Source organism: Cuneatibacter caecimuris (assembly GCF_004216775.1).
Lineage (GTDB): Bacteria > Bacillota > Clostridia > Lachnospirales > Lachnospiraceae > Cuneatibacter > Cuneatibacter caecimuris.
On record NZ_SGXF01000002.1, the window covers coordinates 51,389 to 65,374 of the forward strand.

Annotated in this window: 15 protein-coding genes; all 15 read right to left on the reverse strand. The window is 48.7% G+C overall.

Translation table 11 applies throughout. The features are described 5' to 3' along the window. Positions 1 to 4: 4 nt before the first annotated feature. A complete protein-coding gene (locus EV209_RS06570; RefSeq protein ID WP_130434328.1) occupies positions 5 to 1,624 on the reverse strand; it encodes a phage tail spike protein in 1,620 nt (539 codons plus the stop codon). Then, positions 1,624 to 2,259 carry a hypothetical protein gene (locus EV209_RS06575; protein WP_130434330.1) on the reverse strand — a complete coding sequence of 212 codons (636 nt, stop codon included), beginning with the start codon at positions 2,257 to 2,259 and terminating at the stop codon, positions 1,624 to 1,626. The genes EV209_RS06570 and EV209_RS06575 overlap by 1 nt, the downstream gene beginning before the upstream one ends. After that, entirely contained in the window at positions 2,256 to 5,768 is a 3,513-nt protein-coding gene (locus EV209_RS06580) for a phage tail tape measure protein (protein WP_130434332.1), read from the reverse strand. Before EV209_RS06580 ends, EV209_RS06575 begins: the two co-directional genes overlap by 4 nt. Before the next feature lie 174 nt (positions 5,769 to 5,942). Then, the gene (locus EV209_RS06585) at positions 5,943 to 6,344 is read right to left on the reverse strand and encodes a hypothetical protein (protein ID WP_130434334.1); all 402 of its coding nucleotides are present in this window, start codon (positions 6,342 to 6,344) and stop codon (positions 5,943 to 5,945) included. A 53-nt stretch (positions 6,345 to 6,397) separates the two neighbouring features. Then, a complete protein-coding gene (locus EV209_RS06590; RefSeq protein WP_130434336.1) occupies positions 6,398 to 6,961 on the reverse strand; it encodes a major tail protein in 564 nt (187 codons plus the stop codon). A gap of 2 nt (positions 6,962 to 6,963) precedes the next feature. Then, positions 6,964 to 7,299, reverse strand: coding sequence for a phage tail protein (locus EV209_RS06595; protein WP_130434338.1), 336 nt, complete (start codon positions 7,297 to 7,299; stop codon positions 6,964 to 6,966). Continuing rightward, complete coding sequence (locus tag EV209_RS06600) at positions 7,296 to 7,736, reverse strand: hypothetical protein (protein ID WP_130434340.1); 441 nt, start codon at positions 7,734 to 7,736, stop codon at positions 7,296 to 7,298. Before EV209_RS06600 ends, EV209_RS06595 begins: the two co-directional genes overlap by 4 nt. A 3-nt stretch (positions 7,737 to 7,739) precedes the next feature. Next, entirely contained in the window at positions 7,740 to 8,051 is a 312-nt protein-coding gene (locus EV209_RS06605) for a hypothetical protein (protein WP_130434342.1), read from the reverse strand. Beyond that, complete coding sequence (locus EV209_RS06610) at positions 8,041 to 8,322, reverse strand: phage head-tail connector protein (RefSeq protein ID WP_130434352.1); 282 nt, start codon at positions 8,320 to 8,322, stop codon at positions 8,041 to 8,043. Before EV209_RS06610 ends, EV209_RS06605 begins: the two co-directional genes overlap by 11 nt. Beyond that, the gene (locus EV209_RS06615; protein WP_130434354.1) at positions 8,322 to 8,426 is read right to left on the reverse strand and encodes a Rho termination factor N-terminal domain-containing protein; all 105 of its coding nucleotides are present in this window, start codon (positions 8,424 to 8,426) and stop codon (positions 8,322 to 8,324) included. Before EV209_RS06615 ends, EV209_RS06610 begins: the two co-directional genes overlap by 1 nt. Positions 8,427 to 8,473: 47 nt before the next feature. Next, positions 8,474 to 9,697, reverse strand: a complete 1,224-nt coding sequence (locus EV209_RS06620) for a phage major capsid protein (protein ID WP_130434356.1) — start codon at positions 9,695 to 9,697, stop codon at positions 8,474 to 8,476. Further along, positions 9,694 to 10,383: a head maturation protease, ClpP-related gene (locus EV209_RS06625; RefSeq protein WP_130434358.1), complete on the reverse strand. Its 690-nt coding sequence runs from the start codon at positions 10,381 to 10,383 to the stop codon at positions 9,694 to 9,696. The genes EV209_RS06620 and EV209_RS06625 overlap by 4 nt, the downstream gene beginning before the upstream one ends. Next, on the reverse strand, positions 10,370 to 11,668 hold the full coding sequence (locus EV209_RS06630) for a phage portal protein (protein ID WP_330520879.1): 1,299 nt from the start codon (positions 11,666 to 11,668) through the stop codon (positions 10,370 to 10,372). The genes EV209_RS06625 and EV209_RS06630 overlap by 14 nt, the downstream gene beginning before the upstream one ends. Positions 11,669 to 11,676: 8 nt before the next feature. Beyond that, entirely contained in the window at positions 11,677 to 13,521 is a 1,845-nt protein-coding gene (locus EV209_RS06635; RefSeq protein WP_243647526.1) for a terminase large subunit, read from the reverse strand. After that, positions 13,521 to 13,946: a hypothetical protein gene (locus tag EV209_RS06640; RefSeq protein ID WP_130434360.1), complete on the reverse strand. Its 426-nt coding sequence runs from the start codon at positions 13,944 to 13,946 to the stop codon at positions 13,521 to 13,523. The genes EV209_RS06635 and EV209_RS06640 overlap by 1 nt, the downstream gene beginning before the upstream one ends. Positions 13,947 to 13,986: the final 40 nt, after the last annotated feature.

Here is a 13,986-nt window from a genome sequence, read left to right on the forward strand (position 1 = left end):
CTCCTTATATGATATTTCCGTTCAGGGCCACTCCCGGCTGTAATGTTATGTTTAGGTTGACGAGGGTTACAGCTTCTGTTACTTCCAGTTTCTTTACATACATTTTGGAGTTGGAAAAATACGCGACTTCCACACCTGCCTGGGTAAATGCGATCCGATCATTGCGGATGGTCAGGATCAGAGGATTGTTTTCCTCTCCAAGCACAATATTCCCGTTTACAAAGCGGATGTATTTTTTTAGCTCTGCAAATTGGCTCTGGGATTCTCCCTCCATCGTGTTAATCTGCTCAACAAGCCGGGAAAAATTGAAAGTAAAATCCTCCGCCGTCTGCTGGAATTGTGTGGATATAGTTTCCTTGAAGGATTCCAGGTCCCCAGTCTTGACATACTCCGTCAGGGCGTCCAGAACGATCTTATCCGCATACTGTGTGGCATTCGTGTAGTTGGTCTGGACTGTGTTTCTAATCTCATCCAGCCCTGAATTTGTTTCCGCCTGGATATCTTTCATTTCTTCTTTTGTATGTATAAAAATATCCAGCACTTCTTTTTCCTGGTCCTTCTGGATCTGGAACTGGTACTCTGTATAGGATTTCCGGGTCACTCCCAGGGTCAGCTTATTACTGGCCGGATTGAGCAGGTCTGTGGTCATTTTTGACACCAGCATATAGGTATCTATCCCGTGCGGCCGGCTGCGGACTTTTTCGTATCGCCCGAACCGGAATGACTGCACATCGTATCCGGCTGCGGACAGATCGGCAGCTGTCACGTTGATGGTCTGTGTGGGGTGCATCGCTTCTCCCAGTGCTTCCCTTCCCTTTCTCAGTAGGTTTTCCGGGAGTGTCACGTCATCATAGATGATTGTCTTATAGATCAACCCATACTTTGCGGTGGTTTCCGGGTCGCTGACATAATCCAGGCCGTTATTGACAGACTTGATTGTCAGGCGGCTGTCATCCTCCTGCTGCGCGCCCAATGGGATAATTGCCGTGGTAATGTCCTGCCCTTTCAGAATCATGGACAGATCCAGTAAGTTGACGCCGAACTCCACATCCTGCAGGTTTTTGACATCCGTGTCTGCAAGGTAATCCAGATAGACCGTATCCCCGGCAATCCTGGGCATCAGATACCCTCCCAGGAGCTTGACCAGCTTGTCCTGCAGTTCCGTCATTGTGCTGGGGTAATCGCTGGCTGCTCTGGTAATATAATCGTTGGGATCTGTAACTGTGACATTGCCGACTGCGAAGCGCCGTGCATCATCCACCTGGCTGTTGTGCTGGTTGATCAGCAGTTCCAAGTAGCCCGCCACACTTCCCTTATATTGATATGGCCGGACAATGCTGTCATTCAGAAATGCAAGTTGCCCTTCGCAGGTTAGGAGTTTGTCGCCATAAAATCCGATATTCTCGTTCAGCACCCGCCCCCGGAACAAGATTGCCTGATCCTGCTGGACAATGACAATACTCTGCATTTTTTGGGGGAGTGTATATAGTGGGTGCTGTGGATAGATCCGCATTGCGAATGTCCCGGCCTTATTGACTTCCTGCTGAAGCTTCGCCTCCGTCAACTGGTAATCCTGCATGCGGGGATCGTAAAACAGTTTCCCATCTATTTTGACGCGATACATTATAGCGCCGCCTCCTGGTAAGAAAATGAAATGGTTCCGGTTCCGGAAAGGATTATGGAGTGTTCCCCTGCTTCCAACATAATTTCCGGGATCTGCATGGTTCCCGGAGATATAGCAATGGTCTGTCCGGAAAAGGTTATGTGCATCTCGGCATCAGTGGTAATTTCCGGGACCACTGGCCGGAATAGGTTCGGCAGGCTTGTTTCCAGGCGTCCAGATACCTCAAAAGTTTTTACGGTTCTTTTTAGCTTATATTTATACGGATCTGCTGTGATCCCAAGCGTCACGCCTCTGATCTTTCCGTCCTTTTCCGGCGTTACCTTCGTCACCCTTCCTCTGTAGAGAAATTCTGGGTCTGCATCAAGTACAATATCCACGATTTTCCCGTCAAATGCCTGCAGCAGTTCGCAGTATAGTTCCAGCCATCTGGTCATTTTGGGAATTTTTCGCTTGATTGTGATATTGATATCCCTTACATCGTATACCCTTACGCCAAGCGCTTCTGTCAGGTCCAGCCTCCCATCAGCCCCAGGGACATTGATATAATTTTTCTTGACCTGTGCCGGCTGAATCGTGATCCGTTCTACGATCATCCGGTCAGAGATCCGGTCTCCATTAATCGTCAACCCTATCATACTGCGTACCTCCTGGACATTTCCGCAAGCTCTCCCATTTCGTCGTTGATGGTTCTTCCCATTCTTCCCACCAGCGCCGCTCCGTCCAGATAGATTCCAGTATCTTTCTGGACAAGATCCACCAATACGGAATAGATCTGCCCCAGTATCCCCTGCTGTCCGCTTGTTATGGTCTGCGCAGTATCTATCTGCTGAGCCCCGATGCTCAGCATGGCATTGGCCGGAATTGTTGCATCTATATTTTTCAATTCTTCAAATGCTTCTGTAATTCTGTCATTGGCATGATCCATAGACTCCAGCATTCCGACTTCAAAACCTTCCCCGGTATATTCTCCGATTTCCCGGAAAACCCTGGACGGGGACTTGATCATCAGAACGTTTTTGGCGTTTGCTTTTAAGGTGTTGAAAGTTCCCATCATTCCGTTTTGGCTGGCAGCCATTTTGTTGATGAATGAATTTGCAAATGAAGAAGCTGCGTTATTTCCGTAGCTATTCATACTTCCAGAAACTGCATCAGCTGATTTTTTCAGCTCTTCTACGGCGCTCGCCATTTCTGAATTGGCATCCGTCATTTTTTTCGCTACCGTATCAGACATTTGTAATTTTCTTTCGTATAAGTCGTTTAGTTCTCCAAGTTCCGTTTCTGTCATTGTGACCAGCGTATGCGTATACTGATAGGATTCCGGCCCCATCTCTTGCAGGTGCCTAAGCAGTCCCTTGTTGATCCCCTTATCTGACAGTGTTTGGATGTCATCCGACCATTTTGTCATCCCATCAATCTGGCTTTCCAGGTTTTCCAGCATTTTTCCCTTACTGTATGTCTGTTTTTCGTCAAATTCGTCAAATAGCCCCAGCTGGCTTTCAATGCTGTTTTTCGCCGCCTGATATACTTCATCGTATTTCTGTTTGATGGCGTCAAAATTTTCCGCAGTTTCCTGGGATACAACGTAGGTCTGTCCGCCAAATTCCACAATGGCGGTCTGCATTTCTTCCGTCTTTTCTTTCGCCTCTGTGGTATCTTCCGAAAATCCCTTAATTACGCCGCTGAGTTCGTCAAACTTATTCTGGGATTCGTCCAAAACCTCCTGATTCTGCTTAATAATTTCGTCCGCTTCTTCGATTTTTCCTTGAAGATCATCATAGGCGAAATGATTATTGTATATCGCATCCTCACAGGCTTTCATTTCTTCCGCTGTCAGTTCTACGCCGCTTCTTCTTTTTTCCTCCGCTGCCGCTGCCGCTTCCGCATTCGCATCAAGCTCTTTCTGTGCATCGTCTCTGGCCTTCGTCGCCTCTGCCAGGTTCAGCTCCGCTTCCACGCGCTCTTTTGCGATATCTTTCAGGCGCTCCTGGGCCGCTTCCGCCATTGCCAGGTTCATTTGGCTTTCTATAACGGCGTCCATCTGCTCCTTGTTCATGCTCAGAATGCCGTTTTGCTCGTCAATGCTCAGGTTCAGATCCGGCATGATCCCATTGAGTTCGTCCACCATTCCTTTCATGAGGGCGATTTCTCCGGTGGTCTTGTTATGCTTGTCTGCCAGCTTGTACAGCTCATCAGACAGGATTTTTGCGGCTCCATACTCTTCCTGGATGTTCTTCTTGCTGTCATCATAGCTCTTTGATGACCTGTCCACTGTTCCTTTCAAGTTTTCCGTCCGGTCTGACAGCTCATCCAGCTTCTGCTGCATAGTATCCGCCTCATAGGCGGCGTCTTGCATTTCCCCGATCCACGAGCCAATCCCCAGGGTAAGCGCGGCAATTCCTCCGATCAGAAGCGCCACCGGATTGACATTGAGGGCCGCATTGAGCAATGCGGTTTTGACGGCGGCTCCTTCTGCAGCCACCTTATAAGTTACCCATGCTGCTGCGGCAGCAAGGGTTGTTCCGGCAATCAGTTGTCCATTATCCAGTATCCAGGTCAGGCCATCCACTACCGGCGGCAGGGCTGCCGTGGCAAATTCGATAGCCCCTTCTGCTAACCCGGCCATTCCATCCGCCAGGCTGTCTATGCTGTCCCCGAGCTGCCCATGATCCACGCTTTCCGCAAGCCCGGCCACGCTGGAAGAAGCTCCATCCATTGCGCCCGTGAACCGCTCCGAAAATCTCGCCAGGGTCTTGCGCCCCAGAAGATCCAGGTTGCTTTGCAGGTCGTCATACCGGATGTCATTCAGCTGCCCCAGCGCATCCGTGGTCAGGTCGATCTGTCCGTCCACGGACATCAGGGCGTCAATGGCATCAATACCCATATCCTCAAACATGGTCCCAAACATCGCAACTCCGGCGTTGTACTGGTCTGTCTTGTTGGACATGTCTTTCAGGGCGGTTACGACTTTTCTTCCGGCTGCGGTTGCAGAATCGCCTCCGGCGTCAAATTCTTTTCGGATCTGCGCGGCGTCCAGTCCCATCTGGGAAAGCGCATCATCCGCCGTGGCGTCATGCAGCCTGATCCCAAACTCTTTTACCGCATCCCCCAGTTTGTCAACGGAAAATGTGCCGGAGTTTGCGCCGTTGACCAGCATATTGAACATATCTTCCGCGTCATATCCCATTGATTTGAAATGCACGGAATACTCATTGATGGTGTCCAGCAGGTCCCCGTTTTTATCCAGGCCGTTCTGTGCGCCCTGGGTAATCAGGTTATAGGATTCATCCGCTGTCAGTCCGAACTGCTGCATCAGCATTTTTACCGCCCGGATCTGTTCCTGCGTGTCATATCCGAACGTATCCCGCAAAAGCAGTGCGTTTTCACTGGCTTCTTTGAGCTGCGCGGGGTTCATCTGGGATAGATTCTGCTTGATCACTGCCATTGTATTGGCAATGTCACCCATATCTTCACCGAAATTATTGGTGTAGATATCCCGCATTACATCCTCAAACTGCCCCAGCTCATCTTTCGCGGTCCCGGTCTGCGCGGCGAAATTGTTCAGGGCTTGTTTTCCCTGCACGCTGAAATCATATACATTACTTCCAAGGGTCTTAATTCCCCCGGCCAGCGTCTTGACTGCTCCAATTATTGCCTCAGACGCCAGATTCGCTTTTAAAACCTCGCCAAATACTGAGGTTTCTTCTCCTGCGTCCTCTACTTCTGCAGTATAATCTTCTATTGCTTCTGCAGTGTCATCTGCGGAAAGCGCCGCATTCCGCATCTGCTCCTGATTGTCAGAGATTTCCCGGTCCAGCTTGATCAGGTCTGATTCCGCATTGTTTAGCTTGATCTTCCAGTCCTGGACCTTTTTTGAGTTCTCCCCGTACTGTTCCGCTGCATCCTGCAGCGCTCCCCGGAGTGTTGCTACCCGTTTTGCCTGACTGTCGTACTGATCTTCCAGGATTCCCTGTTTTTTCTGCAGTGCCTCTGTACTGTTCGCATTTTCCTCAAACTGCGCCGATGCAAGTTTCATTTCTGACCGGAGGACCGCCTGCGCCTTATTGATATCGGATATTGCTTGACGGTATTCTTTTTCCCCGTCCAGGCTGATCACTGCGCCGATATTCATTTTTTTGCTTGACATGTGGCCTCCTTCCTCAGAATGGTATTACGTCGTCAATCGTTATCTTTGATTTTTTCTGCCCGTGGAAAATCTTGTAATCTTCCAGCATTGCCACTAATTTTTTTGGCGTGCTGTGCCAGATTTCCCGGTCCGTATAGGCGAATAATTTTCCAATGATGAAAAAGCGGGAAATATTCAGCTTGATTTCCCGCTCTCCCGGTTTGGGTCGTTTTCTCCGATATCGTCCTCTTCCTTCATCAAAAACGCCAGAGAATATGCGTTCGCGATCGCCATAAACGCATCATTGATATTCACATTTGTGATATATCTCCGCACTTCCGCCTCATTTATCGGTGTATTTTTTTCTCCGTTCTCTTCGTTTTGAATTTCAATCGCCTCATTCAGCATGATTGTGATGATTGAGGCAATGTTTTTATAAAACGAACGGCTTTTCATATCCCCGATGATTTTTGAAATTTCGTTGATGTGGATATCGAACGTTTCCTGGATCTGATCAATGACATTGACCGTCATCACCAGTTCATATTCTTTTCCCTTGTACTGGTAGGGCGCTCCGGCCCTTCTGATATCGCTCATTTTGTACCCCTTCCCGGCGGGGACATGCCCCGCCGCCTTTGTATTTATGCGCCCTATTCCGATGTATTCAGGCCGGCAAGTTTGTCAAGATATGCTTTTGCCTCTGCCTCGTTAAGAAAGGTCTGTTCTTTTTTCCAGTTTCCAGCTGCATCTGCCATGATAGATCCAGTCATGGAAGGGGTCACAAATGCAGTGGAACCTTCTCTGGTTGCCAGGGATTCGCTTGGTTCACCGAAATTCACTTTTGTGAACCAGATTGCCCGGTATTTTTTTACATTGTTTTCCAGTTTTGGGGCGTAAAATCCCAGTCCCACATATGGAGCCACGTCGTCCGAGTTTGCGATTATTTCCCCGCCCTCTTCTGACACAGAATGCCCCAGAAGTTTGCTCTGGATATCTTCAGTCATCTGGGTAACGCCAATATCCACTGTGCCGTCTGTAAATGATCTGTCAGATTCTACGACAACATCATCCCCGTAGAGTTTGGCGTCTGATGTATTGATCTTAATATCTGCTTTCATGGCCCGCCCAACCACAAAGCCCTTGTCATATGTTACGGTCTGCCCTGCTTCTTTCTGTGGTGCGGCGACGACATACCTCAAGCCGATCATTGCCATAATTATTCCTCTCTTTCTTCCGTCCACTCACACTCAAAAACAATGTGATGTAATTTTGTTTCGGCCTCATACAGCGATTGTATTGAAACGCCTGTGAATCCTTTTTCTTCCAGGTAATCCCGGATTATTTTTTTTCTGTTCATGTAGTTTCCCGGTGTGAACAGGTGCACCTGGATATCAGCCGTGTCTGCTATGGGCTTATCATCTGCATATAGCTCCGGTCTCTCATCCGCGTAGTGAAAAGTAATGTACTCCGGTGCGCTCCCGGTGTAGACATCCGGCTCCACTTCCAGCCCTGTGACTTCCCGCAGCCCTAAGAGTATTGGGTTTATGTTCATCCGCCGCTCACCGCCTTTTCATATTCTTCCTGCATCCGCCTCTCCACCTCTGGCCTGGAATCATTGGTCGCCTTTGTCATTATCGGGATCGGTGGCCTTTTCTGCGAGGGTGATCCATACTCCAATATTGTCATAATTTTCATATTGCTCTCGGGTTCTTTGCGATTATATACCTTTCCATCGATCATTATTGTTTCAGATTTTCCTGTCGGTCTTACGCAGACAAACCATCCATATTGATTCTTCTTGGGTTTGGATACTTTAATCGAATTCAAAAGCTCTTTGGTCCTTGTATGCTTCCCCAGTTCCTTCTTAACATTCCGTTCCAGGATTGTAATGGTGGCATTTAAGATCCTGGGAGCGATACTGTCATAGTTTTCCATCCGTTCCAGCTGGCGTGTTAATTCTGCTGGAAACTCAAAATCGAATTTTCCCATCTGTCACCCCAAAACAATCTCAATCTGTGATTTTCCGATCTTATAGGTCCTGATCACATCGTACCTTGCGCCGTCATAGTCAACCATTGTGGCGTATTCCGGTTTTTTCTGGCTGTCAAGATGCCTGGACTGTTCCCAGTCCTCTTGCCTGGTAGTCAGAACCATTTTCACGGTGACGCCTGCGCGCATGGATTCATAAGCCTCTTGTCTGGTAATGGATTTTTCATTCACAAAAACAGGATATTTTTTTTCTGTGTTTTTCGGAAATCCATCTGTATCTGTACCGCGTTCCGTCCAGATCAGGTCAGCCTCCATAACCCATCACCCCTAAACTGTAATCTCCTGACAATGCCATAGAATCCCGGAGGCTTTCATAAGCCTCCCGGAATCTCTCTGTATTATCGTCATAGCCATAATTGGCCTTGCAGTATAACACAATCGCCTGCGCATACAATGGGTCCGCTTCCGTCCCATAGATCCCGCGCATCCTCATATCACTTTCGCACGCCGCTACCAGGCCTTTGATTTCCTCGTCCGCAGTATCCGCTTTCACACGTACTCTGCTTTTCAGCTCTTTCAATTCCATCAATGCCCTCCGTTCAGCGCCTCAATCAGCTGCGCTTTTGTCATCGTGCTGTACCCCTGGATTCCGGTTTCTTTGGCAGCAGTTTTCAGCTGCGTTACCGTCATCCCATCATGGTACGCGGCGGAGTTTTCAGCCGCCGCCGCGCGGCTCCTTATTCCCCCAGCTTTTTTGTGACCGTCACCAGGGAGTTTGTAACGATTGCTCTTCCGTCACAGATCATCACGGCTTTCGTGATCTTGTCCTCTGTGTCGTTATCCTCATAGGTTTTTACGGTCATTGCATAGTTGGTGTTGAGCATATAGTCCGTCCAGTTGTACAGGAATGCAACCACGGTATCCGCTGTAATGGTTGCGCCAAGGCTTGTCATATAATCATTCAGCACTACACGGCGGCCTAAGAGAGTTCTTTCCGGCTTCCCGCTGATTCCATAGGTTACTCTTGCAATCGGCTGCCCATTCGCATCCACCATCCCCTCAAATTTCATGAAGGTTTTTTTTGTCATATTCCAGACTGCGCCGTTTTCATACGCCAGGGGCAGCGCTGCCTCTGCATCGATCAAGGTCTGATAAGTAGGTTCTTCAGCTGCCGCGATATCAACGTTCTGTCCTTCTGGTACTGTCTCTTTCAGAATTCCTTTCGGCTTCCCTGATCCATCACCATTCAGAATCGCTTCTTCAATGGCTTTCGTCATTGCTTCGGAAACATTGCGGACGAAAACATCTTCAAATACCTTCAGGGACATTACAGTGGTTTCCAGCGTCATAGAAATGGCGCATCTCAGCTTATACCCCTTGATGTCAATGTGACCCGTGGTCTTTTTCTGTTTTTCCGATGTTCCGCCCTCTGCCACCCAAGTAGCCACGGGCTTCACGCTTGAGGTTGGAATCGTTGCGCCTGCCGCGTGTGCGGTTCTGGTCACAAGTGGAAGGATCATCCCGGAGGATTCCATTGTTTCCACAATCCGGTTAATGACTGTGGGAGAAATCACCGCACCCACGTCTGTAGTCTTTGTGGGGCCTGCTGCATTGAATTTTTCCGGGATCGGCGTTCCGTTGATCACATAGTTCATGAATGCTTTCCGGTATTCTGCGCTATCGTAGAGTTCTTCTGATTCTTCCACGAGCGTTTCTACGCCTCCCGTCATTGTCACCGCCGCTCCGGCTGCATTGGAAAGCCAGGGGAGAGTGGCTGCAGTCGGTTCTTCATTCAGCGCCCGGAAATTTGCCTGCGCCTGTGCGATTGCGTCCCACTCTTCATCCAGTTTTTTCACTGCGTTCATTTTTTCCTGGGCCGCCGCTGCCTCCCCAGAATTAATCAGCTGCTGTGCTTCATTCATCAGCTGGGTTCTTTTTTCTTCATACTGTTTCTTTGTCATTCTGTAGCTCCTTTCAGCTTTAAGAAATTTAATTCCGCCTGCAACAGTTCCGTTGTTTCCTTGTCTGCCGGTCGGATCATGCTTTTTACTTTTTCCATCTGTTCCGCTGTGGGAAGGGAAAATAACGGCCCGGCCACTAACGGCGCTTCCGGCGCATCTTCCTCAAACATAATTTTGTCGATCAGTCCTTTTTCCTTCGCCTGCTGCGCTGTCATCCAGGTTTCATGCTCCATCATTTCCAGCACTTCTTTCTGGCTCATTCCCGTTTTCTGGATATAGGCCGTACACAAGGCCTGATCCGCAGTCCGTAACACCTCTGCCATGTGCTCCATTGCATTGTGGTTTCCACTTGCACCGGACGAGACGCAATGCACCATCATCAGCGCCGTGGGAGACATTTCACAGTATCCCGCCATAGCCACAATGGACGCCGCGCTGCAGGCTTCTCCTGTTATGTATATTTTGGTGTTTTCCTGGCTGCGCAGCATGGTATAGATTTCTGACCCGACATCGATCACCCCGCCGGGGCTGTTGATATAGACCTCGATCTCATCCCCCGTCTGCACCTGATCCAGAATCCCCCTAATATCCTTCGGGCATGTGGAATCTTCCCCGAACCAGTCATAGTACCACTTGTAATCATTGGGGATCATCACGCCCCGGATATCAATTCTATGCTTTGTCATTTATCTCGCCTCCTTTCGCTGCCTGAAAAAGCTGGATCATTACCGTTGTCAGCTGCATGTAATTTTCCGCATTCATTTTTCCGAGCATGTTTTCGCACAGGTTGACCACCTGCGTGTCAAGCCTCCTGATCGGTTCGTCTCCGCCCTCGATCGGGGCCATATTCAGCACGGCTCTCCACTCATTTGGGGTCATTGCCCCTCTGTCCACCATTGCCTGGAACCCTAATTTTGTTTGCAGGCTGGCGCACTGCAGGTTGCTGGCCTCAAACTGTATTTGATTGCCGAATCCCCGTTCTTTCCGGCTGAACAGCCGCACGCTGTACACATTTCCAAGCTGAATTGCCAGCGGTTCCACCTCTGCCTCATAATAGGCTGTCCACTCATTTTCCGTCCAGCTGGATTGCACGATTTTCTTGTTCGTGTTGAAAAAACTGTAGATCCTGTCAATGGTCTTATCTGTCTGTGCTGCGTTCGGCACGAAGTCTTTTGGTTCGATTCTCTGGACGTCTGCTTTCACGTCCACGCCCGCAGCCCCGAAGGTACTGCTTTCTACGCTCAGGTAATTGTCCACAAATTCCTGTACCCTTGCTTTGACATCCTCTTCCCGCAGAGATTGTTTGAAGAGCAGAAGCCAGCGCACGATACCTGAATTTTTAATGGCCTTAATGATGCCCTGATCAATGGTCCCGATCACTTGCATCATTTCCGCCAATGCCGGGGCCGGACTTTCGCCGAAAATATCGCTTTCGTTGAAATCCTGCCGCATGTGGATAATATCGGAATACCGAAATGCCGATCCTTTCCCGTTCCTGTACCAGAATTTCAAAAACAGTTCGCCGGATTTTGAATAAACCGTTTCCACCTGCACGCATGGAATCGGATATAGCTGTATTGGTTTTCCGTTGTCGTCCCGCACCACCAGAATGAACGCATTGTTATTCAGACAGAGCTGCGTTGCAACTTTTTCCTGCAGCTGCTGCCCCGTCATATATGGGTTTGGTTCTGAAAGCAGGAAGCGGATGGATGCATCCGGGTTTACTTTCAATCCATTTTTTGGATCATGCCGGATGTGCTTCGCCACCAGTTTTCCTATTGCTTTCACCTTCGGCCGGATGCAGGCCCGCACAATATCGCTTTCGTACAGGCGTCCGTTCCAGGCAAGATAACTCTCCCCATAGGTTGTCACCATCTGCATCACGCTTTTTTCGGACGGGGTTTCCGCTGCCTGGTTCGTTTTTTCCACTTCCTGGTCCTCTGTAGGATCTCGTTTCCAAAATGGTTTCATTCTGTCTCCTATATTACGCTCAAATAATCGTTCAGGTTATCTTCCAGCACCACGCATGCGTCCAATAGTGCCGCCGTTCCGTCTATGCGCCGCCGCTGATTGCTGGTCTTGTGCGGCTGGATGTTTCCGTTCTTGTCCTCATCCACGGCTGTGTTGCACAGGCACCACTTGTCCACCGGGTTGTTATTATAATTAATCAGTTTCGCCTGAAGATTGGCTCTCAGGTTTTTCATCGGGCCGGAAAGGGTTTGTTTCCCCTGTCTGACCGGAACCATAACTGATTCCCCGAACTCATTTTTCATTTCTTCCACCCAATATGTCGCTGACCAAGCATCATACCCGGTCAGGAAAATATGGATTCCATATTCCCGCTCTATCTCCCGGAACCACTCCGTTACATACTTGTGGTGGATCTTATTTCCCGGGCAGGTTCTGATATATCCTTTTTTGATCCAGACATCGTATGGTATCTTGTCCTCAATCACTCTTTTTTCCACAAGCTCCGCTGGAATCCAATACATGGACATGACATAGATATGCGGGTCTCCCGGAACCTGGAAGATCACTTTTGCCGCCGTCAAGTCCGTTGTACTGGATAGGTCCGCCCCGCCGATTCCATACCTGGGCCGCAGGGCCGATAAATCAAATGTGTCTGTATTGTTGGCTTCTTCGAATGTAAGCCATGCCTCCGCTGTAGTTTCCGGAACGTTGAAATCTTTACAGAGCAGGTTCTTGACCAGGGCGGAGTTGAGTTTTGCTTTTTTTACCTTCGCTTCCAGCTGGTCCGAGCGCTTGATTGTTCCAAGTCCAGGGTTTGCTTTAATCCAGCATTCCGGATCAGTCCATTCTTTTCTATTATCAAGCTCGTAAATGATCGGTAAAAAATGTTCATCCTGATATCCCGTCGGATCTCCAAAGCCATTGATCAGGTTTGCAGCTTCGTCATATTTTCTATCAAAAATATGTTCACGAACCATTCCGGCGGTCGTCGTTATAAAAATCATCGGTTCCTCACGGGATGAGGTTCCGTCCACAACTACATCATAGAGATTGTCGTCTGTCCAGGCATGGATTTCGTCCATCGTGGCGCAGTGCACATTCAGGCCGTCCAAGGTCTCACTGTCCCGTCCCAATGGTTTGAAAAAGCTGTCGTTAAAATCTGCGGTCAGTTCCGCTACAAGCGGTTTGTTCCGGCGCAGAAGCACGCTGCTTTTTTTCACCATCCGTTTGGCTTCCAGCCAAATAATTTTGGCCTGGTCTTTTTTTGTCGCTACGGCATATACTTCGGCACCGGCTTCTCCGTCTGCCAGCTGCATATATAATCCGATTGCTGCGGACAACGTGGATTTCCCGTTTTTCCTGGCAACCATCAGCAGGACTTCGCGGTATTTCCGCAGTCCTGTGACCTTGTGAATGATTCCAAATGCCGCTGCCACAAGGGCCTTTTGCCATAATTCTAGGATGAACGGTTTCCCGCCCATTTTCCCCTTACTGTGCCTGCAGTAATTTTCTACAAACTCTATTGCATGGTTCGCCCTGGCGGAACTATATTCCCACTCGCTGAGCGGATCTTCCAGAAATCTTATGATTTCCTGGTATACCCTGAAAACCTTCCAGCCGGTATTGATGCAGCCATTTATTTTCAGGGATTCCCGCTTTTTTAGAAATTCTTCCAGCTGATCTTTTTTCTTTTTCAGAAATGCGGCGCTGACATTCTGCTTCAGTTCCGCTTCCCTGATCTCATTTTCCAGCTGTTCAATTTCCGCAAAAATGGGTTTTTCCCGGATCGTTTCCCAGTATTCCCGGATCGGGTTATACTGTTCGGAATAGACTACTTTACGGGCTGCGTTCACTATCCATCACGCCCTCTCACAAAATCTTCAAAACCATCATCCTGCGGTGCCGGCTTTTCTGTTTTCGGCAGGCAGTCCACCAGAATTTTCATTGCCTGGGTCTGTTTTTGGGACATCTGCAGATATAACTGGGCATCCGGGCTTTGTTTGGTCCCGTACTGGTTCTCACCGTTTTTATATTCAACCGTGGTCCCTTTCCTGATGATCCGGTCTCTCAAGTCTTGCATGGTCACAGTCATGAAAGCGACGTCTTTGATTGTCGCCAATACCAATTTCTTTTTATTTCCGTCTATTTTTGTGAACAATCTATTTAGTCTGGATACTTCCTTTTCAATCCTTTTATTTTTCTCTATGTAGTTTGAAATGCTGTCAAATTCAGCTTCTCTTTTCTGCGCTTCCAGCTCATATTCTTTGTCATTGATCATCTTATACCACACCCCCCTTATGATCTCTTGTGTGTTCTTT

What these genes read in the sequence shown, in the direction of transcription:
- EV209_RS06595 (WP_130434338.1), bottom strand. Translation starts at nt 7,299, where the DNA reads ATGAACATAAACCCAATACTCTTAGGGCTGCGGGAAGTCACAGGGCTG.
- EV209_RS06580 (WP_130434332.1), bottom strand. Translation starts at nt 5,768, where the DNA reads ATGTCAAGCAAAAAAATGAATATCGGCGCAGTGATCAGCCTGGACGGG.
- EV209_RS06610 (WP_130434352.1), bottom strand. Translation starts at nt 8,322, where the DNA reads ATGGAATTGAAAGAGCTGAAAAGCAGAGTACGTGTGAAAGCGGATACT.
- EV209_RS06630 (WP_330520879.1), bottom strand. Translation starts at nt 11,668, where the DNA reads ATGAAACCATTTTGGAAACGAGATCCTACAGAGGACCAGGAAGTGGAA.
- EV209_RS06570 (WP_130434328.1), bottom strand. Translation starts at nt 1,624, where the DNA reads ATGTATCGCGTCAAAATAGATGGGAAACTGTTTTACGATCCCCGCATG.
- EV209_RS06640 (WP_130434360.1), bottom strand. Translation starts at nt 13,946, where the DNA reads ATGATCAATGACAAAGAATATGAGCTGGAAGCGCAGAAAAGAGAAGCT.
- EV209_RS06605 (WP_130434342.1), bottom strand. Translation starts at nt 8,051, where the DNA reads ATGGAGGCTGACCTGATCTGGACGGAACGCGGTACAGATACAGATGGA.
- EV209_RS06590 (WP_130434336.1), bottom strand. Translation starts at nt 6,961, where the DNA reads ATGGCAATGATCGGCTTGAGGTATGTCGTCGCCGCACCACAGAAAGAA.
- EV209_RS06625 (WP_130434358.1), bottom strand. Translation starts at nt 10,383, where the DNA reads ATGACAAAGCATAGAATTGATATCCGGGGCGTGATGATCCCCAATGAT.
- EV209_RS06615 (WP_130434354.1), bottom strand. Translation starts at nt 8,426, where the DNA reads ATGACGGTAACGCAGCTGAAAACTGCTGCCAAAGAAACCGGAATCCAG.
- EV209_RS06585 (WP_130434334.1), bottom strand. Translation starts at nt 6,344, where the DNA reads ATGAGCGATATCAGAAGGGCCGGAGCGCCCTACCAGTACAAGGGAAAA.
- EV209_RS06575 (WP_130434330.1), bottom strand. Translation starts at nt 2,259, where the DNA reads ATGATAGGGTTGACGATTAATGGAGACCGGATCTCTGACCGGATGATC.
- EV209_RS06600 (WP_130434340.1), bottom strand. Translation starts at nt 7,736, where the DNA reads ATGGGAAAATTCGATTTTGAGTTTCCAGCAGAATTAACACGCCAGCTG.
- EV209_RS06620 (WP_130434356.1), bottom strand. Translation starts at nt 9,697, where the DNA reads ATGACAAAGAAACAGTATGAAGAAAAAAGAACCCAGCTGATGAATGAA.